The organism is Xenorhabdus sp. SGI240 (assembly GCF_040081915.1).
Taxonomy (GTDB): Bacteria; Pseudomonadota; Gammaproteobacteria; order Enterobacterales; family Enterobacteriaceae; genus Xenorhabdus; species Xenorhabdus bakwenae.
The window spans coordinates 46,212-69,283 of record NZ_JBEBMB010000035.1 but is presented as its reverse complement, the minus strand read 5'-3'; the positions used below and the strand labels follow the sequence as shown (position 1 = coordinate 69,283).

20 protein-coding genes are annotated in these 23,072 nt (G+C 44.9%); 18 read left to right on the top strand and 2 right to left on the bottom strand.

The features are described 5' to 3' along the window. The 15 genes from cysI (at position 1) to rpoS (ending at position 13,753) form a co-directional block, all read left to right on the top strand. Positions 1-1,740, top strand: coding sequence for an assimilatory sulfite reductase (NADPH) hemoprotein subunit (gene cysI / locus ABLA76_RS09335; RefSeq protein WP_348987714.1), 1,740 nt, complete (start codon positions 1-3; stop codon positions 1,738-1,740). Beyond that, the gene (locus ABLA76_RS09330; protein WP_348987713.1) at positions 1,737-2,471 is read left to right on the top strand and encodes a phosphoadenylyl-sulfate reductase; all 735 of its coding nucleotides are present in this window, start codon (positions 1,737-1,739) and stop codon (positions 2,469-2,471) included. The genes cysI and ABLA76_RS09330 overlap by 4 nt, the downstream gene beginning before the upstream one ends. Before the next feature lie 45 nt (positions 2,472-2,516). After that, positions 2,517-2,663, top strand: a complete 147-nt coding sequence (locus tag ABLA76_RS09325; protein ID WP_348987712.1) for a Tn3 family transposase — start codon at positions 2,517-2,519, stop codon at positions 2,661-2,663. Between the two features lie 162 nt (positions 2,664-2,825). Continuing rightward, the gene (gene cysG / locus ABLA76_RS09320) at positions 2,826-4,247 is read left to right on the top strand and encodes a siroheme synthase CysG (protein WP_348987711.1); all 1,422 of its coding nucleotides are present in this window, start codon (positions 2,826-2,828) and stop codon (positions 4,245-4,247) included. Positions 4,248-4,257: 10 nt separating this feature from the next. Beyond that, the gene (gene cysD, locus ABLA76_RS09315; RefSeq protein ID WP_348987710.1) at positions 4,258-5,166 is read left to right on the top strand and encodes a sulfate adenylyltransferase subunit CysD; all 909 of its coding nucleotides are present in this window, start codon (positions 4,258-4,260) and stop codon (positions 5,164-5,166) included. Between the two features lie 11 nt (positions 5,167-5,177). Further along, complete coding sequence (cysN, locus tag ABLA76_RS09310) at positions 5,178-6,620, top strand: sulfate adenylyltransferase subunit CysN (protein WP_348987709.1); 1,443 nt, start codon at positions 5,178-5,180, stop codon at positions 6,618-6,620. Next, positions 6,621-7,220: an adenylyl-sulfate kinase gene (gene cysC, locus ABLA76_RS09305; RefSeq protein WP_348987708.1), complete on the top strand. Its 600-nt coding sequence runs from the start codon at positions 6,621-6,623 to the stop codon at positions 7,218-7,220. A 210-nt stretch (positions 7,221-7,430) separates the two neighbouring features. Then, positions 7,431-7,724 (top strand): cell division protein FtsB, encoded by a 294-nt coding sequence (gene ftsB / locus ABLA76_RS09300; protein WP_047769219.1) that lies wholly within the window; start codon positions 7,431-7,433, stop codon positions 7,722-7,724. A 31-nt stretch (positions 7,725-7,755) separates the two neighbouring features. Continuing rightward, the gene (ispD, locus tag ABLA76_RS09295; protein WP_348987707.1) at positions 7,756-8,535 is read left to right on the top strand and encodes a 2-C-methyl-D-erythritol 4-phosphate cytidylyltransferase; all 780 of its coding nucleotides are present in this window, start codon (positions 7,756-7,758) and stop codon (positions 8,533-8,535) included. Then, the gene (gene ispF, locus ABLA76_RS09290) at positions 8,532-9,005 is read left to right on the top strand and encodes a 2-C-methyl-D-erythritol 2,4-cyclodiphosphate synthase (RefSeq protein ID WP_348987706.1); all 474 of its coding nucleotides are present in this window, start codon (positions 8,532-8,534) and stop codon (positions 9,003-9,005) included. Before ispD ends, ispF begins: the two co-directional genes overlap by 4 nt. A 19-nt stretch (positions 9,006-9,024) precedes the next feature. Then, positions 9,025-10,071, top strand: a complete 1,047-nt coding sequence (gene truD, locus ABLA76_RS09285) for a tRNA pseudouridine(13) synthase TruD (protein ID WP_348987705.1) — start codon at positions 9,025-9,027, stop codon at positions 10,069-10,071. Positions 10,072-10,179: 108 nt separating this feature from the next. Continuing rightward, on the top strand, positions 10,180-10,944 hold the full coding sequence (surE, locus tag ABLA76_RS09280) for a 5'/3'-nucleotidase SurE (protein ID WP_348987704.1): 765 nt from the start codon (positions 10,180-10,182) through the stop codon (positions 10,942-10,944). Beyond that, entirely contained in the window at positions 10,938-11,564 is a 627-nt protein-coding gene (locus ABLA76_RS09275; RefSeq protein WP_348987703.1) for a protein-L-isoaspartate(D-aspartate) O-methyltransferase, read from the top strand. Before surE ends, ABLA76_RS09275 begins: the two co-directional genes overlap by 7 nt. Positions 11,565-11,713: 149 nt before the next feature. Beyond that, positions 11,714-12,703 carry a murein hydrolase activator NlpD gene (gene nlpD, locus ABLA76_RS09270; RefSeq protein ID WP_348987702.1) on the top strand — a complete coding sequence of 330 codons (990 nt, stop codon included), beginning with the start codon at positions 11,714-11,716 and terminating at the stop codon, positions 12,701-12,703. A 54-nt stretch (positions 12,704-12,757) separates the two neighbouring features. After that, positions 12,758-13,753, top strand: a complete 996-nt coding sequence (gene rpoS / locus ABLA76_RS09265; RefSeq protein WP_348987701.1) for an RNA polymerase sigma factor RpoS — start codon at positions 12,758-12,760, stop codon at positions 13,751-13,753. A 347-nt stretch (positions 13,754-14,100) separates the two neighbouring features. Here the strand turns inward: rpoS and miaE are convergent, their stop codons facing one another. After that, the gene (gene miaE / locus ABLA76_RS09260) at positions 14,101-14,886 is read right to left on the bottom strand and encodes a tRNA isopentenyl-2-thiomethyl-A-37 hydroxylase MiaE (protein ID WP_348987723.1); all 786 of its coding nucleotides are present in this window, start codon (positions 14,884-14,886) and stop codon (positions 14,101-14,103) included. Between the two features lie 17 nt (positions 14,887-14,903). Continuing rightward, positions 14,904-17,465, bottom strand: a complete 2,562-nt coding sequence (gene mutS, locus ABLA76_RS09255; protein ID WP_348987722.1) for a DNA mismatch repair protein MutS — start codon at positions 17,463-17,465, stop codon at positions 14,904-14,906. Positions 17,466-17,949: 484 nt separating this feature from the next. On the opposite strand from mutS, the gene map reads away from it, so the two are divergent. The 3 genes from map to ABLA76_RS09240 all read left to right on the top strand — a co-directional run bounded on the left by map (position 17,950) and on the right by ABLA76_RS09240 (position 22,901). Further along, positions 17,950-18,759 (top strand): type I methionyl aminopeptidase, encoded by an 810-nt coding sequence (gene map / locus ABLA76_RS09250; RefSeq protein ID WP_348987700.1) that lies wholly within the window; start codon positions 17,950-17,952, stop codon positions 18,757-18,759. Between the two features lie 293 nt (positions 18,760-19,052). Then, positions 19,053-20,444, top strand: coding sequence for a phosphoethanolamine transferase (locus ABLA76_RS09245; protein ID WP_348987699.1), 1,392 nt, complete (start codon positions 19,053-19,055; stop codon positions 20,442-20,444). Between the two features lie 303 nt (positions 20,445-20,747). Beyond that, positions 20,748-22,901, top strand: coding sequence for a carbon starvation CstA family protein (locus ABLA76_RS09240; RefSeq protein WP_348987698.1), 2,154 nt, complete (start codon positions 20,748-20,750; stop codon positions 22,899-22,901). The last annotated feature ends 171 nt before the right edge of the window (positions 22,902-23,072 follow it).

The window sequence follows — 23,072 nt, the reverse complement described above, 5'->3', positions numbered from 1 at the left end:
ATGAGCAATGTGAGCAAAGAAAAAACAGGTACTTTGATCGTTGAAGGCAAACTTGCAGACAGTGAACGCATGAAGTTAGACAGCAATTATCTGCGAGGAACGATTAGCGAAGATTTAAAAAATGGGCTGACAGGCGGATTTGAGGGGGATAATTTCCTCCTTATCCGCTTTCATGGTATGTATCAGCAAGATGACCGTGATATCCGGGCAGAACGGGCAGAACAGAAACTCGAACCACGCCATGCCATGATGTTGCGTTGTCGCCTGCCGGGAGGGATTATTACTCCAAAACAGTGGCTGGGCATTGATCGGTTTGCGACAGAAGATACGCTGTATGGCAGCATCCGGTTGACCAACCGCCAGACGTTCCAGTTTCATGGGATTTTAAAAAATAATCTCAAACCCGCACACCAATTATTGGCACTAATGGGGTTGGATTCGCTGGCTACCGCCAACGACGTCAATCGTAACGTATTGTGTACATCCAATCCGGTGCAATCTGCTTTACACCAACAAGCTTACGAATGGGCAAAAAAGATATCGGAACATCTGCTGCCTCGTACCAATGCATATGCTGAAATCTGGTTGGATAAAGAAAAAATTGCAACAACCGATGAAGAACCGATTCTTGGTACTACTTATCTGCCCCGTAAATTCAAAACATCCGTGGTGATCCCGCCTCAAAATGACGTGGATCTCCATGCCAACGATATGAACTTTGTCGCCATTGCGGAAAAGGATCAATTAATTGGCTTTAACGTATTGGTGGGTGGGGGATTAGCCATGACCCACGGTGACAAAAAAACCTTTCCACGGCTGGCGAGTGAATTTGGTTTTATTGCACAAGAGCACACACTGGCCATTGCAGAGGCGATAGTGACCACCCAACGTGATTGGGGTAACCGGACTGACCGTAAAAATGCCAAAACTAAATATACCCTTGAACGTGTGGGTATCGAAACCTTCAAACAAGAGGTTGAAAAACGTGCTGGCGTGAAATTTGAAGCCATTCGCCCCTATAAATTCACTGGCCGGGGTGATCAAATTGGTTGGTTAAAAGGTATTGATGATCAATGGCATCTGACCTTATTTATTGAAAATGGCCGTTTATTGGATTATCCCAACCAGCCATTAAAAACAGGGATTGCAGAAATTGCGAAAATCCATAAAGGCGATTTTCGTCTGACGGCCAACCAAAACCTGATTGTGGCAGGGGTGCCTGAGAGTGAAAAATCGCGGATTGAAGACATTGCCCGTGCTCATGGTTTAATTGACGATAGCGTGACAACCTTGCGTCACCACGCTATGGCCTGTGTTTCATTTCCTACCTGCCCATTAGCGATGGCCGAAGCAGAACGTTTCTTGCCGACTTTTGTCGATTATGTTGATGCGTTAATGAAAAAGCATGGTGTGGACGATGAAGAGATCATAGTGCGCGTTACAGGCTGTCCGAATGGGTGTGGCAGGGCGATGCTGGCAGAAATTGGGTTGGTGGGTAAAGCGCTTGATCGTTACAACCTGCATCTTGGTGGAAATCGTATCGGTGATCGCATTCCCCGTATGTACAGGGAAAATATCACATCAGCCGAGATCCTTGAGATACTGGATGAATTAATTGGTCGTTGGGCATCAGAGCGTCATGTCGGTGAATGTTTCGGTGATTTTCTGATCCGCGCTGATATCGTCAAACCAGTATTGAATTCAGCTGTCGATTTTTATGATTGGCAGGAGGCGGTATGAACCGATTGAATTTATCGGAGCTGGTGGCACTGGCTCCAGAGCAGCAAACCCCGTCATTGGCAGAAATCAATCAACAGCTGGAGGTGCTGGATGCCCGTGAACGGGTGAGATGGGCATTGGAACATCTGTCTGGCGAATTTGTGCTTTCCTCTAGTTTTGGTATTCAGGCGGCAGTTTGTTTGCACCTTGTGACGCGGGAGTATCCTGATATTCCCGTGGTTCTTACCGATACGGGATACTTATTTCCTGAAACTTATCAATTTATCGATAAATTGACTGAAAAACTCAACCTGAACTTGAAGGTTTTTCGTGCAGAGCATTCTCCGGCGTGGCAAGAATCACGTTATGGCAAATTATGGGAACAGGGAATAGAAGGAATTGAACGTTATAACCAAATCAACAAAGTTGAGCCGATGGATCGTGCATTAGCATCTCTGCAAGCACAAAGCTGGTTTGCGGGGTTGCGTCGCCAGCAATCAGAAAGCCGGACCAACTTACCTGTGCTGGCAATTCAACGGGGAGTTTTTAAAATCCTGCCTATAATTGATTGGGATAATCGCCAGGTACATCAATACCTGACAAAGCATGGCCTTGAATACCATCCATTCTGGGAGCAGGGTTATCTTTCTGTCGGGGATACGCATACCACCCAAAAATGGGAACCCGGTATGAGTGAAGAACAAACCCGTTTTTTCGGCCTGAAACGTGAGTGTGGTTTACATGAAAGTTAAATTAACCTCAGCTTCGCTTGAGCAGTCGGGCTAAACGGAGAGTTTGTGCAAATAATTCAAGTAGGGTTAAACAAAGGTGAAGTGCGTAATGCACTGGCGCGGGCAGTCTTCATGCATCGTTTGGGCGAAATAAGCGATCGCAGGCTGGAAAACCTGAGAGACTGCGCTGGTGGGCTACCGCTGCTTTTTTAGCTTATGCGATTCAGGAACAAATAATTACTTTTTGTCATTTCATAACCTGATCACAGCCTCATATATTCATCTTCTGGTCGTCATAATAATTAAGAGCTATATCCTTTGTGACTTGAAATCCAGAGGATAGAACATGAACAGGCTCTAACGCGGGATGGTATCGTGGATTATTTACCTTTATTTATTGAGCTTAAAGCCCGATCTGTACTGCTGGTTGGGGGGGGAGAAATCGCCTCTCGTAAAGCAGACTTATTACTTCGTACTGGTGCAGCGTTAACGGTTGTTGCGCCTGAGCTACATGCAGAACTGCAACAACGTCATCAAAGAGGAGAATTCGAGTGGTTACAGGAAACGTTTAAAACAGAATATCTTGATAGCGTATTTTTAGTGATCGCCGCTACAGACGATAACATCTTAAATCAACATATTTTTGCCGAAGCCAATCAGCGCGCTATCTTGACCAACGTTGTGGATAACCAACCGCTCTGTTCGGCCATTTTCCCATCAATTATTGATCGCTCCCCGATTATCGTGGCGATCTCATCGGCTGGAAAATCTCCGGTATTAACCCGATTATTGCGAGAAAAGCTGGAGTCTTTGCTCCCATTTAGCCTTGGTGCGATGGCAAATATCGCGGGGCGCTGGCGTGAACGCGTGAAAAAACGTCTCACCACCCTACGTCAACGGCGCCATTTTTGGGAAAAGGCGTTTAATGGGCGTTTTGCCACACTGATCGCCAATGGGCAATTACAGCAAGCAGAAGAGCAACTTGAACAGCAGTTGGCACAAGGTGATGCTCATTCCCAGGGAGAACTTGCGCTGGTAGGCGCTGGGCCAGGTGATCCGGGATTATTGACTCTAAAAGGCCTACAGGTGATCCAGCAGGCTGACGTCATTCTTTATGACCATTTAGTGAGTGCAGAAATTCTGGAGTTAGTTCGCCGTGATGCAGACAAAATCTGTGTTGGAAAAAGAGCGGGTGATCACTCCGTGGCGCAAGAAGAAATCAACCGACTTATCATCAAATTAGCGAATCAGGGGAAAAAAGTAGTTCGCTTAAAGGGAGGCGATCCCTTTATTTTTGGCCGTGGTGGAGAGGAATTACAGATTGCCGCAGCCGCAGGAATTCCTTTTCACGTCGTGCCCGGCATTACGGCAGCAGTGGGCGCTTCTGCTTACGCAGGTATCCCATTAACCCACAGAGAACACGCGCAAAGCGTCACTTTTATTACCGGACATTGCCGTGAAAATGGCGATGAATTGGATTGGCCTGCACTTGCGCGGGGCAATCAAACATTAGCTATTTATATGGGGATCATGAAAGCCGCCTTGATCAGCCAACAGCTGATTTCGCATGGTCGGGATAGCAATACCCCCGTTGCCGTGATTGGTTGTGGCACTCGTCCAGAACAGCAAGTATTGACCGGAACTTTATCCGAATTGGAGCGATTGGCACAAGAAGCACCATCACCCGCCTTGCTGGTAATAGGAGAGGTGGCTCAGCTCCACCATCAAATAGGATGGTTTGAGCGCGGAAACGCGGCTGATCAAGTAAATCGCCCCGCTGTGATTGATTTAGTATAAGGAGTGCCTAATGGACGAAAAAAGACTGACACACTTACAGCAACTTGAAGCTGAAAGTATCCATATTATTCGGGAAGTGGCGGCTGAATTTGCCAACCCCGTCATGCTCTATTCGATTGGTAAAGATTCCTCTGTGATGCTGCATCTGGCACGTAAAGCGTTTTATCCGGGAAAACTGCCTTTCCCCTTATTGCACGTAGATACCGGCTGGAAATTTCAGGACATGTACGATTTCCGTGATCGTACAGCGGAAAAATATGGTTTTGAGTTACTGGTCTACCGTAATCCACAAGGCGAGGCGTTGGGCATTAATCCTTTTATTCATGGCAGTGCTAAACATACCGATATCATGAAAACAGAAGGGTTGAAGCAAGCACTGGATAAATACGGCTTTGATGCAGCATTTGGCGGGGCGCGGCGTGATGAAGAAAAATCACGAGCCAAAGAACGAATTTACTCATTCCGTGACCGCTCCCATCGTTGGGACCCCAAAAATCAGCGTCCCGAACTTTGGCGCAACTATAACGGCCAGATTAACAAAGGGGAAAGTATCCGCGTCTTCCCGTTATCCAACTGGACAGAGTTGGATATCTGGCAATACATCTATCTGGAGCAGATCGATATCGTTCCCCTTTATTTTACTAAGTTCCGTCCGGTTGTTCAGCGGGAAGGAACCTTGATTATGGTTGATGATGATCGAATCGATTTAAAAACAGGGGAAGTGATTAGCCAGCGTAAAGTGCGCTTTAGGACACTGGGTTGCTGGCCGCTGACAGGGGCGGTGGAATCAGAAGCAGAAACGTTGCCGGAAATTATTGAAGAAATGTTGATATCAACCACTAGCGAACGGCAAGGGCGGCTGATTGATAGTGATCAGTCAGGTTCTATGGAGCTGAAAAAGCGCCAGGGTTATTTTTAAGGAGTCCAGCTATGCCAGCACTTGCATATAATGAAACTATGGCTAGTCAGATCAAGCAACAAGGCGGAGTTGAAGCTTATCTTCGGACGCAGCAGGAAAAAGGATTACTGCGATTTTTAACCTGCGGTAGCGTGGATGATGGCAAAAGTACCCTCATTGGACGTTTGCTGCATGACACCCGTCAAATTTATGAGGATCAACTTGCAACTTTACAAAGCGATAGCAAGCGGATAGGGACTCAGGGAGAGAAGCTCGATCTGGCATTATTGGTTGATGGATTAGCGGCTGAACGGGAACAGGGCATCACTATTGATGTGGCATACCGCTATTTTTCCACGGAAAAGCGGAAATTCATCATTGCGGACACACCAGGGCATGAACAATATACCCGCAATATGGCAACAGGCGCTTCAACCAGTCATCTTTCCATTTTATTGATCGATGCCCGCAAAGGTGTTCAGGAACAAACCCGCCGTCACAGTTTTATCAGCACCTTGCTGGGTATTCGTCACGTGGTGGTGGCAATTAATAAAATGGATTTAGTTGAATATCAAAAAGAGATATTTGAACAGATTAAGCACGATTATTTGAATTTCGCGGCACAACTCCCGACTGACTTAAATATCTATTTCGTTCCTATCTCGGCGTTAGAAGGGGATAATATCGTTACCCGCAGCGAGAACATGGCGTGGTATACGGGAGAAACGTTACTGGATATCCTGGAATCCGTGGACGTAAAAACAAAAGCGGCAGAACAGCCCTTGCGTTTCCCGGTCCAGTACGTCAATCGTCCCGATCTTGATTTTCGTGGATACAGCGGCACATTGTCTTCAGGAATTTTACGGCAAGGTCAGCAAATAAAAGTGATGCCATCTGGTGTGGTTTCTACGGTGGAAAGAATTGTTACTTTTAATGGTGATCTCATCTTTGCCGTACCCGGAGAAGCGATTACCCTCGTATTAAAAGATGAAATCGATATCAGCCGTGGTGACTTATTGATTGCCGTTGAAGATCACATGAATGCGACCCGCCACGCTCTGGCTGATGTCGTCTGGATGTCGGAACAGCCACTGATCCAAGGGCAGAGTTTGGATATTAAAGTTGCGGGCAAAAAAAGCCGTGGCAAAGTCGATAATGTTCAATATCAGGTGGATATTAACAACCTGACACAGAAGGTCGTTGTTGAGTTACCGCTTAATGCCATTGGGCGGGTGGAATTTTCATTTGATGAACCTTTATTGCTCGACAGTTACGCGCAAAATGCGGATACCGGTGGCATTATCCTGATTGATCGCCTAACCAACGTTACCGTAGGCGCGGGATTGGTGCGTGAAATTCATGCCGATGTTGACGAAGAGGCGAAAGCATACAGTGAGTTTGAACTGGAACTTAACCGCTTAGTTCGTCGTCACTTCCCGCACTGGGGCGTACGTGATCTATTGGGAGGAAAATAAGTGGCTCAGGAGAATATCGTCTGGCATCCGCATGCTTTGGATAGGGCACAGCGGGAAAGCGCAAATGGTCATCCTGCATTGGTGATTTGGTTTACAGGGCTATCTGGCTCAGGAAAATCCACTCTTGCAGGGGCATTGGAGCAGGCATTGTTTGCACAGGGAATCAAAACGTACTTACTGGATGGTGATAATGTGCGCCACGGCCTATGCAGTGATTTGGGCTTTTCAGAAACAGATCGGCAGGAAAATATCCGACGGGTCGGTGAAGTCGCAAAATTGATGGTTGATGCAGGTTTGGTTGTTCTGACCGCATTTATTTCTCCCCAGAGAGCAGAGCGGCAAAAAATCCGTGAATCAATGGAAGAGGGGCAATTTATTGAAGTGTATGTCGACACGCCACTGGAGATATGTGAGAGCCGTGATCCCAAAGGACTCTATAAAAAAGCACGAGCGGGAACATTGCGCAATTTCACCGGAATTGATGCGGCCTATGAAGCGCCCGAACAACCAGAAGTCTATTTAGAGGGTTCACAGCCTATGGAATCTTCAATTGAAAAACTGCTTTTTGCCCTGAAAAACGGCAATATCCTGCCAACTTAACGACCAAACCCAACAAACTGTCATGAAACACATTATTATTGTTAGTGAAATAATGTGTTTCTACACTCAGTTAATTCAATATCTCGTGTCATTATCCCGTGCAATCCTGTTTTTGCTTGGCCTTATGAGTGGGTTTGCAAATGGTTTTGTGAGAGTCAGTGGCGTCATGCTTTCAGTTGTGGGATGATTAGCGAGTTTTCAGGGGGGGAGATGGGCAAACTAACGCTATTATTACTGGTTCTGCTGGGTTGGTTACAGTATTCGCTGTGGTTCGGCAAAAATGGCATTCACGATTATGTGCGGGTGAAGGCTGAAGTTGATAAACAAGAGGTTGATAACCTTAAACTGAAAGCACGTAACGAACAGTTATTAGCTGAAATTCAGGATCTTAAAGGGGGACAGGAAGCGATTGAAGAACGTGCCCGTAATGAGTTGGGCATGATTAAACCAGGAGAATCTTTTTATCGTATGGTGCCTGATACCTCAAAAAATAATGCGCAGTAACTTTAAATCAAGACAGTAAATAATAATCGAAATGAATAATTCACAACTTCATCCCCCTGCTGAAATCATCGCCTTGATCCCGGCTGCGGGTATCGGTAGCCGGATGAATTCAGATTGCCCAAAACAGTATCTGAAAGTTGCCGGAAAAACGATCCTTGAACATACCCTGACAGCACTGCTTGAGCATCCTCGTATACAACGCGTTATTATCGCGCTGAATCCTGCTGATACACAATTTGCGCAATTACCTATCGCTTCTGATCCAAGAATAATGACTGTCATTGGCGGTGAAGAACGTGCTGATTCAGTATTGGCTGGATTAGATTATCTGAGTGATTTGGCTACAGACAAGGCAATCTGGGTCTTAGTGCATGATGCAGCCCGTCCTTGTCTGCATAGAAATGATCTTGATAGCTTGTTGCGGGTGATTGATCACAACACAGAGTCTCTTGACCTATGTGGCGGGCTTCTGGCATCTCCGGTGAGGGATACGATGAAACGCACGGTATCGCTATCAGTGGCAGGATCATCCACACTTTCCCCTCCCTTGATTGCTCATACCGTTGACCGTAACGGACTTTGGCATGCTTTGACCCCCCAGTTATTCCCTTTGCAGCTATTGCGTGATTGCTTGCTCAAGGCACTTGCAGATCAAGCCTGCATCACCGATGAATCTTCGGCGCTTGAACATTGTGGTTATCGTCCCGTACTGATCAAGGGACGAGCGGATAATATAAAAGTGACCCAACCTGAAGATTTGGCACTGGCTGAATTTTACCTATCCCGAAAAGCTAAGGAATCTATCGTATGAGAATTGGACACGGTTTTGATGTGCATAAATTTGGCGGAGAAGGGCCATTGGTCATTGGCGGTGTCCGCATTCCTTATGAACAAGGGTTAATTGCCCATTCAGATGGTGATGTCGCCTTACATGCAGCTACAGATGCCCTACTGGGCGCGGCAGCTTTGGGTGATATTGGTAAATTATTTCCCGATACCGATCCTGCCTTCAAAGGCGCAGATAGCCGTGAGCTACTGAAAGAAGCCTACCGCCGCATTCGTGCGAAGGGCTATCGGCTGGGAAACCTGGATATCACGATTATCGCACAAGCGCCGAAAATGCTGCCACATATTCCCCAGATGCGGGTTAATCTGGCAGAAGATCTTGAATGCCATATGGACGATATTAACGTCAAAGCGACAACAACAGAAAAATTGGGATTTGTTGGGCGTAAAGAAGGCATTGCCTGCGAAGCGGTTGCTTTGTTGGTTAAAGAGTAAACAGATAAAAGAAATCAGCATGACATTGAGTAAATTACATTGGCTTTATGGCCAGCCGGAAGCGACCGGTATTGTTAAAGCCACACCAGAAGATTTTATTGTTCGCGAAGATTTGGGATTTTCTCCTGATGGAGAGGGCGAACACTTAATGGTATATATCCGTAAAACAGGATGTAACACCCAATTTGTCGCGGATCAGCTTGCCTGTTTTGCCAAAATACCGGCTCGCGCTGTCAGCTATGCGGGATTGAAAGATCGCAACGCAGTGACGGAACAGTGGTTCTGCTTACACTTACCGGGGAAACAAGATCCGGATTTAGCGGCATTTCAACTTGAAGGTTGTGAAATGCTGGCAACGTCCCGCCAGAAACGTAAGCTGCGGATTGGCGCATTGAAAGGCAATGATTTCATTCTGGTATTAAGAGACATTTCTGACCGACAATCGGTGGAAAAACGCTTGCAGCAGATAGCGCAGACCGGCGTTCCAAATTACTTTGGTGAACAGCGTTTCGGGCGGGATGGACAAAATTTAGTTCAGGCTCAACGCTGGGCAGCTAATGAAATCCATGTCAAAGAACGCAACCGCCGCAGTTTTTATCTTTCTGCCTGTCGCAGCGCGATGTTTAATGCTGTTGCCAGCCGACGTATAGCTCAGGATGAACACCAAAAGGTAAAAAATGGCGATGCATTACAATTAACAGGGCGTAGTAGCTGGTTTGTCGCTGATGAATCTGAATTGTCGGTATTGCAGCAACGGGTTATGGGTGGAGAATTACAAATAACGGCTCCTTTACCGGGTGATAAGGCATTAGGAACGCAGCATCAGGCTTTGGATTTCGAACAACAATGCTTATTGGATTATGAGGATTTTTGGGGATTAGCCAAACGTGAACGTGTGGAGAGCGCCCGTCGGGCAATATTGGTGAAACCACTTAACTTGCGTTGGGAATGGCAAGATGACCAAACAGTCACTCTGCATTTCTCTTTGCCATCTGGTAGCTTTGCCACCAGTGTTGTTAGAGAACTGATCAATCAGGATCTCGGCTCTTCCCTTGATGTGGCGTGATTGCACAGTACTCTACAAAACTGTCAACGTCATGCTAAGATCAAACACACACAGGATAATTTACATTATTAACCTATTTTATTTTAGTAAAATCAATGAGATATATCAATGCTGCGGATATTGCTGAGTAACGATGATGGTGTCACCGCACCGGGTATTCAAACCTTGGCGGCGACATTGCGGAAACACTATCATGTTCAGGTCGTTGCACCTGACCGTAACCGTAGTGGGGCGTCGAATGCCTTAACGCTGGATCGCCCTTTGCGCATCAACACACTGAACAATGGTGATATTTCTGTTCAGGAAGGTACACCGACGGATTGTGTCTATTTGGGCGTGAATAATCTGGTACTCCCTCGTCCTGACATTGTCGTTTCTGGCATCAACTGTGGCCCTAACCTTGGTGATGACGTGATTTACTCTGGTACGGTCGCGGCTGCAATGGAAGGACGCCACTTAGGCTTACCCGCATTGGCGGTATCACTCAATGGTGACCAACATTACGAAACGGCGGCAGAAGTGACCATGCGTTTATTAGCGTTGCTGCAAAAATTCCCATTGAGAGCAGGTAATATTCTGAATGTTAACGTACCTGATATTCCCCTTGAACAGATCAAAGGGTTTCGGGTGACGCGATGCGGTCGCCGTAGTGCTGCTGAGCAAGTCTATGCGATGGAAGATCCCAAAGGCAATATGCTCTATTGGCTAGGCCCTCCGGGAGAAAAAAGTGATTTTGGGCCTGAAACAGATTTTGCTGCGGTAGAAGAAGGACTTGTCTCCATTACCCCTTTGCAAGTGGACTTAACAGCTTATAAAGCCCAGGCGCGGATAAGTGATTGGTTGGCAAAAGTCGGGGATATTGGGGAATGTTAAACCGATCAATGAAAAATTTGCTGGCGCAGCTGCGTCAGCAAGGAATTCATAATGAGCCACTATTGGAGGTTATTGGCAAAGTCCCTCGAGAATGTTTTGTTGATGAAGCTCTCGCCCATAAGGCGTATGAAAACACCGCACTGCCTATTGGTCATGGGCAAACGATATCTCAACCCTATATTGTTGCTCGCATGACTGAGTTGCTGAATTTAACCCCGGCATCCAACGTATTGGAAATTGGAACAGGCTCAGGTTATCAAACAGCAATACTGGCCCACTTAGCCAAACGCGTTTTCTCCGTGGAGCGGATTAAAGGATTGCAGTGGCAGGCTAAACGCAGATTGAAGCAACTCGACCTACATAATATCTCAACCCGCCACGGTGATGGCTGGGATGGATGGCCATCAAAAGGACCCTTTGACGCTATTATTGTCACAGCCGCACCACCAGAAATTCCGCAGGCATTACTCCATCAACTTGCTGACGGAGGCGTGATGGTTTTACCTGTCGGCGAGCGTACTCAGTTACTGAAAGTCGTACATCGTTATGGGAATGATTTTCATGGCGATGTTATCGAACCTGTCCGTTTTGTACCCCTAATTCAAGGCGAGCTAATATAATCAGCTAATTTATTTGGGGGAATAGTTTCAAATCAGCTGTTCTTTTTTCTGAATTTAAGCAAAATGTTTCGCTTTAAATCTTTCTTAATCCTAAATTTTCATAAATCATTATTATTTTCACTTATATTTGCCTTTATGGGGGATAAAGTATGAATCTGGAAAAACCAGTGAAAAAAATAAAGTGGATAATCGCCAGTACTGTGATGGGCGTTGTGCTGATAGGTTGCAGTAATACACCAAATCGTCCAGCCCCAATCGTGAATATCGATACAAATCGTGTTTCAGATAATCATGCGATTAAAAATCGTCAGCCAGTGAATAATGCTGCCAATAGCAGTTCATCTCAAGGGCAAATTATTTATCGCCGTAACTATGAAAATATTCCCAAAGGAAGCTACAACGGGAGCACTTATACGGTTAAACATAGCGATACTTTGTTTTATATAGCCTGGATTACAGGCAGTGATTTCCGTGATCTGGCTCTCAGAAATAATATTTCAGAGCCTTATAGCTTAAATGTTGGTCAGGTGCTGAGAATAGGTAATCTAACCTCCACAAATGGTGTATTAATAGCATCAAATAGTACTAAATCAAAAATTAGTCAGGTTGATTTTCAAAAAATTAATGCGTATCCTGCAAATATTGATAAACCAAAGTCAGGAAAAATGTTGCCAAAGGCAACCGTTTCTGATGGCGACAATTCCTATCCAAAAGTATCTATCGCAACAGATACAGGGGTAAATAATGCTATTAATGGTATTGATACTATTAATAGTTGGAGGTGGCCGGCAGAAGGAAAAATTCTTGAAAACTTCTCTGATTCTCAAGGAGGAAATAAAGGCATTGATATTGCGGGGAGCCGTGGCCAACCCGTATTTGCTACAGCCCGTGGGAAAGTGGTTTATGCCGGAAATGCATTACGTGGCTATGGAAATCTAATAATAATAAAACATAACGATGACTACCTAAGTGCTTATGCGCACAACGACACAATGCTGGTTCGTGAGCAACAGGACGTTCAAGCGGGGCAAAAAATTGCCACTATAGGTAGCACCGGAACAAGTTCAGTAAGATTGCATTTTGAAATTCGCTATAAGGGAAAATCCGTAAACCCGCTGCGCTATCTTTCGCAGCGATAAACCGGGGCAGGGATCTGAAATTCCTGCCCGCATTATCATGGGTAGGAGCAGCTGATGAGCCAAAGTACGCTTAAAGTTAATGAGTTGTATGATGATGCGAATTTAGACGAAAATAGCATGGAAGCTGATGACTTTGATGAAGTGTTGCTGAAAGATGAGGATGATATAACTGGTCTTGATGAAGATTTGGATTTGTTGCAAGGAGTAAACCAACGGGTTCTTGATGCAACACAGCTTTATCTCGGAGAGATTGGTTTCTCACCTCTGCTGACAGCAGAGGAAGAGGTTCTTTTCGCCAGACGAGCACTACGAGGGGATGTTGCTGCACGCCAACGCATGATTGAAAGTAACTTGCGATTGGTGGTAAAAATATCCCGCCGATATAGCAATCGTGGATTAGCACTGCTAGATCTGATTGAAGAAGGTAACCTTGGGCTTATTCGTGCAGTGGAAAAATTTGATCCTGAAAAAGGTTTTCGTTTTTCTACTTATGCAACATGGTGGATCCGTCAAACCATTGAACGTGCCATTATGAATCAAACTCGCACAATTCGCTTGCCTATTCACATTGTCAAAGAATTGAACGTCTATTTACGTACTGCAAGAGAACTGGCACACAAATTGGACCATGAACCCAGTATCGAAGAAATTGCGGAAAAACTGGATAAACCTATTGAAGATGTAAGTCGTATGATGCGGCTGAACGAACGCATTACTTCTGTCGATACACCAATGAGTGGTGATTCAGATAAGGCATTATTGGATATTTTATCTGATGAAAATGATTCAGGGCCAGAAACAACCATTCAAGATGATGATATGAAACAGAGTATCGTGAAATGGTTGTTTGAGCTGAACGCAAAACAGCGCGAAGTTTTGGCCCGTCGTTTCGGTTTGCTTGGATACGAAGCAGAAACATTGGAAGATGTTGGGAGAGAAATTGGTTTAACAAGAGAGAGAGTTCGTCAGATTCAAGTTGAGGGATTGCGCCGTCTTAGAGACATATTGCATACCCAAGGTTTGAATATAGAATCATTATTCCGTACTTAATTTTTTATTCCTGAGAACGTATACCTAAGAAATTTAAAATTGCAGCGTTAGTGGAAAATAGATGAATTTCCAGAAACAAAGATAATTAGATAACTTGGTGATGGCGAGAGTAGAAGTAATTCCAAAAGTGATAATTGAAAAGATAAAGGAATAGAGAAGATAGGCAGTAATCTTAAGGTGGGCTTATTTAGCCCATCTTTTATTTACGCATTTATACTCGATAAACTTCAAGTTGCAATCCGCAAGACGACGCGAGGCCTTATATTTCCCCGCTGTGCGGGGAAATATAACACGCATCTTGAAGCCGGATTGGTATATATTTTTATTACCATTTGGTGTGGCACTTATCAAAGTGAGATAATCGGAACACCACTATGAAATTTAAAATCATGATCGTGAGTTTGAATAAGTTCTGCTTCAACCAGGCCGAAATAATTCACTCTTTCGGTAATATCTTCTTTAGATATTGACTGAGCGAGCATCAAATAATCTTGGTAATGGCGGGCTTCTGAACGCAGCAGAGAAATATAAAACTTACCCAAATCCTCATCCAGATGAGGAGCCAATTTTGCGAAACGTTCGCATGAGCGAGCTTCAATATAAGCACCAATAATTAATTTATCGACCAACGTATAAGGTTCATGATTGGTAACATGCTGAAACAGGGATTTAGCATAGCGGCTGGCACTGATACTGTCATAGTTTATCCCTCTGGCATCCATGATTTCTAATACTTGATAAAAATGATGCAACTCTTCCTTAATTAATAACACCATCTTATCGATAAGATCTTGACTATAACGTGATTTTGCCCGCGCGGTAATTTGCTTGGTGGCCTGATTTTTTCCTTTCAATGAATGGATATCCCCCATTTTTTTATAGACAAAATCTTCATAAGGCTGAAACCAAGCCAGCAGAGCATCCGCACTCTCAGGGTCGACGGCATATTTACGAATTAAGAACATAGCACTTTGTGCCGCTTTCAATTCACACAGTAGATGATCGCGCAATAAAATGGGCAAATTCTCTGGCCGCCGCGCTTTTTCTACCCATTGCTCGGGAGTTTCGCACTGTAAAATTTGATAAATGGGCGCTAACAGATTAGTATCAAACGTCATTGTTGTTCCCTGCATGGCTGTTTCATTCACGGCTAAACCATATCTTTCAGACGATAAATCCACTCTAATGCCTGACGTGGTGTCAAGGTATCTGGATTCAGGTTTTCCAATGCTTCAACTGCCGGAGAAGTTTCTTCTGTCAGCAGGGTTAACTGTGGTGTATCGACATGGCCTACTGCCGCATTATTGGAGAGTGATTCCAGCTCTTTCAATTTTTGGCGCGCACGTTTAATGACATCGCGTGGAACACCGGCCAGCGAAGCAACGGCCAATCCGTAACTCTTGCTTGCTGCCCCTTCCTGTACACTGTGCATGAAAGCAATGGTATCGCCATGTTCGACAGCATCAAGATGAATATTGACGACCCCTTCCAGTTTCTCAGGCAGTGTTGTCAGTTCGAAATAGTGGGTTGCAAACAGGGTCATTGCTTTGATGCGATTAGCTAAATTTTCCGCACAGGCCCACGCCAGGGATAAACCATCATAAGTTGATGTCCCACGACCGATCTCATCCATCAAAACCAGACTGTGTTCAGTCGCGTTATGCAAGATGTTGGCCGTTTCAGTCATTTCCACCATAAAGGTAGAGCGTCCTGATGCCAGGTCATCGGATGCACCGACACGCGTAAAGATGCGATCTACAGGGCCAATAACCGCTTTTTCGGCAGGAACAAAGCTTCCAATATAAGCCATCAACGTGATCAACGCCGCCTGACGCATATAGGTACTTTTTCCCCCCATATTCGGCCCTGTAATAATCAGCAAACGGCGCTGTGACGAGAGCGTTAAGGGGTTAGAAATAAACGGTTCGCTTAATACTTGTTCGACAACCGGATGCCGACCGCCAGTGAGCTGAATACCCACTTTATCGGTTAGTATCGGGCGGGTGTAATTTAGCGTTTCAGCACGTTCGGCAAGATTTGCCAGTACATCCAGCTCTGACAGTGCTTCGGCACAAGTTTGCAAATCGGCCAGATGAGGCAGTAACAGATCGAACAACGCTTCGTACAGAGCTTTTTCGATGGCAAGTGCTTTACCTTTGGACGTCAGCACTTTGTCTTCATATTCCTTTAATTCAGGAATGATATAGCGTTCTGCGTTTTTCAGCGTTTGACGACGAACGTAATGGATAGGGACTAAATGGCTTTGTCCACGACTGACCTGAATATAGTAACCATGTACCGAATTAAAGCCCACTTTCAGGGTATCAATGCCAAGTTTTTCACGTTCGCGGATCTCCAGTTTATCCAGATAATCACTGGCACCATCGGCCAGTGCTCGCCATTCATCCAATTCAGCATTATAGCCTGTGGCAATGACGCCACCATCACGCACCAGAACAGGAGGCGTTTCGACAATCGCATTCTCCAGCAGAATCTGCAATTCATCAAAATGTCCCACACGCTGCTGTAGTACTTGGATATAAGGGGCATCGGAGGATGTCAGGATCTGATGAATATCAGGCAATTGCTGAAAAGCATGGCGCATTCTGGCCAGATCACGGGGACGAGCAGAGCGGAGAGCAAGACGGGCAAGCACACGCTCTAAGTCACCGACCTGCCGCAAAAACGGTCGTAATTCATAACCGATTTCCTGTAATGCAGAAATCGCTTGATGGCGATTTTCCAGCATAACTTTATTGCGGGTTGGTGAATGCAGCCAGCGTTTCAGCATTCGGCTGCCCATCGGTGTCACACATTGATCGAGTACCGCCGCCAGCGTATTCTCAGTGCCACCGGACAAATTTTGTGTCAGCTCCAGATTACGGCGGGTGGCGGCATCCATAATGACCGTTTCTTGTAGGCGCTCCATCGTAATGCTGCGAATATGGGGTAATGTGGTGCGTTGTGTATCTTTGACATATTGCAGCAAACAGCCTGCTGCACGCAGGGCGAGCGTCGCTTTTTCCACCCCGAAGCCAATCAGGTCACGGGTGCCAAATTGCAAATTAAGTTGCTGTCTTGCTGTATCCAGCTCAAATTCCCACATCGGGCGTCGGCGCAAGCCATGACAACGTTCAATCAACGCCATATGCTCAAAGGTTTCAGGATAAAGCAATTCCGCGGGACGGGTGCGTTGCAATTCTGCGGCAATACTATCTTGATCGGGCATTTCAGAAACGCGGAAACGACCGGAGGTGATATCCAGCGTCGCGTAACCAAAGCCCTGATTATCATGCCAGATAGCGGCGAGCAGATTATCCTGACGTTCTTGTAGTAAAGCTTCATCAGTAACGGTGCCGGGAGTGACAATACGCACAACTTTGCGCTCAACAGGGCCTTTACTGGTTGCAGGATCACCAACTTGTTCGCAGATCGCCGCAGATTCACCGAGTTGTACCAGTTTTGCCAGATAGTTTTCGATTGCGTGATAAGGAACACCCGCCATCGGAATAGGCTGACCTGCCGATTGCCCGCGCTTGGTTAGGGAGATATCCAGCAACCTCGCCGCTTTTTTTGCATCGTCATAAAACAACTCGTAAAAATCCCCCATTCTATACAGCAGCATAATATCGGGGTGCTGCGCTTTCAGACGCAGATACTGCTGCATCATGGGGGTGTGGCTATCTATATCCTTTGCTGGAGATTCTTTCATATTGACTTGATTCAATTCTATTATTCCTGTTGACTCAGTTGGGCCATCGACGCTAAGTCAACCCATCTAAATGACAAAACCTAAATATAATCAGCTAAGGATGGAACGCTAATAGACCTCATCCTGGGCGAAAACGCTATCTTATCACTGATAATCTGTGTGATTCATCTGTGGATGCGATGAGAAGATCTAAATGGTAGGTTAGCAGGATTACTCGCAGGAATGTATCAGATTTTTTCACAATTCAGCAGGATTGCGAAGCAGCTCGATTGTTGTTTGGTTTGAGTCATGCTGCCAAATAACAAATAATAAGAAAGCCGATGGCATACAGCACTTGAATTCTATCAGCGATATTGAGAATTGGCGGACTTAGAGGAAATTAGAAAAAGCCTGGATTTAAATAAATGTTGGCTTGAACTCTTCACTAATGCAGGAGCATGATTAAAAAGGAATCTACATAACTTGTGTTAAGAGAAAAAATAATATGACAAGAAACAACGGAATACTGATAAAAAATAGGGACGAAATAGAGAAGATGGAAATAGCGGGGCGTTTGACTGGTCAGGTACTTGAAGCCGTCCGTCCGATTATTGTGCCCGGTGTCACAACTTTTGAAATTGATTCATTTTGCCATGATTACATCATCAATACCCTTGATGCGATACCGGGTAGCTTAGGGCAATATGGTTTTCCTTATACAGTCAATACCTCAGTAAATCACGTTGTTTGTCATGGCTGGCCTTCGGAAAAGAAGCTGAAAAATGGGGATATTGTTAATGTGGATGTTACCGTCAAAAAAGAGGGATATTATGGCGATAGCAGCATCACATTTTGTGTCGGAGATGTGCCGTCCCATGCCAAACGTTTGGTTAATGTGACTCAAGAGTGCTTATATAAGGCAATTAAAATTGTCAAACCAGGCATCACGCTGGGAGATATTGGTCATACGATACAGCAACATGCCGAAGCAAATAATTACACGGTGGTACGTGAATATTGTGGGCACGGTATTGGCTGCAATATGCATGAGGAACCACAAGTTTTGCATTATGGCAAGGCGGGAGAAGGTATTATCTTGGAAGAGGGAATGACTTTCACCATTGAGCCTATGATCAACCAAGGCAAAAAGGATATTAAACTGCATAAAGATGGTTGGACTGTAACAACCAAAGATCGTCGGTTATCAGCTCAGTTTGAGCATACGATCTTGGTAACCCGTGATGGTTTTAACGTGTTAACGCTGCGGGATGAAGAACGCGAAATTTTTGCACGTTACCTGTCGATCACTCAATAAATGACAATTTATTATGTGATAGTGATTCCCAATACTGTGTTGTGCAGTGTTGGGTTTATAGAAATTTAACTACGGCTATGTGAAATTACAGGGTGATTATGTCTTGGCTTTATAAAAACAAGAATCTTTCTTGTTTTATTGTTCTCTTTTTTCTTATTTTTCTGATACATAAATGTTTAGGGTATCAATTAAAACTCATATATGTCTTTAGTGCCTTTGCACTCTTTTTATTTTTGGCTGCTATCAGTAGACGAATATATATCTTTTTGATTGCTTTTTTTTCCTTGATAGGAATGCTCTATACCCCGATTGGTCTCAATTACGGTTATCCAGACATCAATGCGGTGGGATCATTAATCTATACAAATAGGAATGAAACAGCGGAATATATTAGTGGCCTTTCTGTTTCAACCTATTTAACTGCGATAGCTATTTTTGTTCTGATGATATTTTCACTTAAGCTAAATGTCATCTTAACAGGCAAAAGTAAAAAGTGGCTGTTTACCCTGTTTTTTATTTCGGCTTTCTGGTCCCCAGCCAAAGGGTATATAAAATCGGGTTTTGAAGATAGCTCGGAACTTTTGAATACCAGTTTACCGGAAGTTCGTTTTTTCAGTGATGTCTATCAGAGCTACAAGCAAGTCATGTCAGAAAATCACCGATTTGCCAAGATAATTCAATATCGGGATGACTGGCAGCCAGTGGTGAAAGAAGAGAAATACGATACTTATATCATGGTGATTGGTGAGAGCGTCCGAAAAGATTTTATGAGTGTCTATGGGTTCCCGGATAAAAATACCCCTTGGTTGGATAATGCGAATGCTACCGTGTTAACCCACTATATTTCTGCGGCACCCTCGACACAGTTGTCGTTGACTAACTCTCTGGCCGTTCGTGAAGCAAATGAAATTCAACTGAACAACAGTCTTGTTTCACTGGCGAAAAAAGCGGGATTTGAAACTTACTGGCTGTCCAACCAGGGAATGAAGGGAGGGTTTGATTCTCCTGTCGCACTGATTGGGCAGCAGGCCACTCATTATACTTTTCTGAAAGAAGGCAATTCAGATGATCGCAGTTATATGCCGGATGAAAATTTATTGCCTTATATTCGCAAAGCATTAGGGAAGAATGAGCAAAAAAAGAAGCTGATTATTATTCACTTAATGGGTTCGCATCCACAACCTTGCACCAGAACGAATGATAAATACGGCACCTATTTTCATTCCAAAAATATTTCATGTTATCTTCAGAGTATTCATAATACGGACAGCCTGCTAGCTGACATTGAAAGTATTGCCAATAAAAATCAATTGCACTGGACAATGCTTTACTTTGCGGATCATGGTTTGTCGCTTGTGAATAAGAATACAGATAGCGAGAATCTGACCCATAACGATAGTAATAAGCAGAACTATCAAGTTCCCTTTATTATTACCGGTTATGACTATGGCATTAAAAATGCCGACAAGAACACAGTAAGCAAAAATATCATAGATGCTCACCGCAGCGGTTTGAATCTACTGTCTATGTTATCCACATGGTTGGGAATTGAAGAACCTCGCCTGGTATCTAAATGTGCTTGGTTTTCCAACCAAGCGTGTCCGAACCAACATACAGTGATTTCATTCAGTAACGAATATAAAGACTTTAATTACCTAAAGGATGACGCCATCAACTTCGATTGATGAATATACCTTCGTCTTGCAATTTATTGAGGAAGTGAGTTACCTCACAAAATCTGGCTCATGCTTTATATGTATGAACCACTGATTGGGGGATTTTGACCGCTTAATGTTGGTATTCAACCGCTGAGTAAGATCCTCTCCCTCTTATCAGGGAGAGTTTTATATCATAGTGCAGTGTGACGAGGAGTATATACCTTTTAATGGGTATCGCTTCCTGCCGGCTGTAGATGGTCGGTTTATGGAGAAGGAAGTAAAAATTAAATAATGACTTGCTGTTCGTCTTACTGTGGAAAAGGACGTTTTATGAAGAATAATAAATTGTTAAAACATATCCCCTGGATGATGTTGGGGATAATTGGCGCATTCTGTCTTGGAGTCGTTGCGCTACGTCGGGGAGAACACGTTAGTGCTTTGTGGATCATTGTCGCTTCCGTAGCCGTTTACTTGGTTGCTTATCGGTATTACAGCCTGTATATCGCCACGAAGGTGATGAAGCTGGATGCCACGCGAGCAACGCCTGCTGTTGTCAATAATGATGGTTTGAACTATGTTCCCACCAATAAAAATGTCCTGTTTGGTCACCATTTTGCCGCCATCGCGGGGGCCGGTCCATTAGTCGGGCCAGTATTGGCGGCACAGGTCGGTTATCTGCCAGGAACATTGTGGTTGTTAGCAGGGGTAGTGCTTGCCGGAGCGGTGCAGGACTTTATGGTGCTGTTTATCTCCTCCCGCCGTAATGGGGCATCACTGGGTGAGATAGTCAAGGAAGAGATGGGGCGTGTACCAGGCACAATAGCGCTGTTTGGTTGCTTCTTAATCATGATCATCATTCTGGCAGTACTGGCCTTAATCGTCGTGAAAGCATTGGCAGAAAGCCCGTGGGGCGTATTTACTGTTTGTTCGACAGTGCCAATTGCGCTTTTCATGGGGATCTATATGCGATATATCCGTCCGGGGCGTGTGGGTGAAGTCTCGGTGATCGGTATTTTCCTGCTAATTGCCGCCATTTGGTTTGGTGGTGTTGTCGCCGCAGATCCTTACTGGGGACCCGCGCTGACTTTTAAAGATACCACCATCACTTATGCGCTGATCGGATATGCATTTATCTCTGCATTATTGCCCGTTTGGCTTATTTTGGCACCGCGTGACTATCTGGCAACTTTCCTGAAAATTGGGGTTATTGTTGGTCTTGCAATTGGGATTGTCATCCTGAACCCTGAACTGAAAATGCCCGCCGTCACACAATATATTGATGGTACAGGGCCAGTCTGGAAAGGAACGTTGTTCCCATTCTTGTTCATTACTATTGCTTGTGGCGCGGTGTCTGGTTTCCATGCCCTGATCTCTTCGGGGACGACGCCTAAACTGTTGGCAAATGAAAAAGATGCCCGCTTCATTGGTTATGGTGCGATGTTAATGGAATCGTTTGTGGCGATCATGGCATTGGTTGCTGCATCCATTATTGAACCGGGGCTGTATTTTGCGATGAATACCCCTCCGGCAGCTCTGGGCATTACCATGCCTGATTTGCATAATTTGGGTACTGCCGAAGCGCCAATGATCATGGCCTCTTTGCAAGAAGTCACGAGCCATGCGGCAACGACCGTCAGTTCCTGGGGCTTTGTGATTTCACCCGATCAAATTCTGCAAACGGCAAAAGACATTGGTGAGCCATCCGTTCTGAACCGCGCAGGGGGAGCGCCAACCTTGGCCGTGGGTATTGCCCATGTATTCCATCAGATCATGCCTGCGGCAGACATGGGCTTTTGGTATCACTTTGGTATTCTGTTTGAAGCGTTGTTTATCCTGACGGCGCTGGATGCAGGTACACGCTCTGGCCGTTTCATGTTGCAGGATCTTCTGGGTAACTTTGTTCCATTCCTGAAAAAAACGGACTCTTTGATTGCGGGTATTATTGGTACAGCCGGTTGTGTTGGCTTATGGGGTTATTTGCTGTATCAAGGTGTGGTTGATCCATTGGGTGGCGTCAAGAGCTTGTGGCCGCTATTTGGTATCTCCAACCAGATGTTGGCTGCCGTTGCGTTGGTATTGGGTACGGTTGTCTTGATCAAGATGAAACGCACCCGATATATCTGGGTAACGGTGATTCCTGCGATTTGGTTGTTGATTTGTACCACATGGGCGCTGGGGCTGAAATTATTCAGTGATAACCCACGGCTTGAAGGCTTCTTCTTTCTGGCGAAAGAATACAAGCAGCGAATTGCCGAAGGGGGTGCAGAATTAACAGCTCAGCAAATCAGTAACATGAATCATATTGTTATAAACAACTACACCAATGCGGGCTTAAGTATTTTGTTCCTAATTGTGGTGTATAGCATCATTATTTATGGTATCAAAACTGCGATCAAAGCAAGTAAGAACCCAGAGCGTACCGATAATGAAACGCCTTATGTTCCGCTTCCTGAAGGTGGGGTGAAAGTCTCTTCTACGCACTGATGCGATACGAAAACTGATACCAGCCAAGTCATTTCGTATCAGTAACAGCGATACCCCACATAATTGACTTTGTATTATGTGGGGTATTTTTTATTGGAAAGCGATTCCTTATATACTCGATAAACTTCAAGTTGCAATCCGTAAGACGACGCGAGGCCTTTTGAAGTTGGA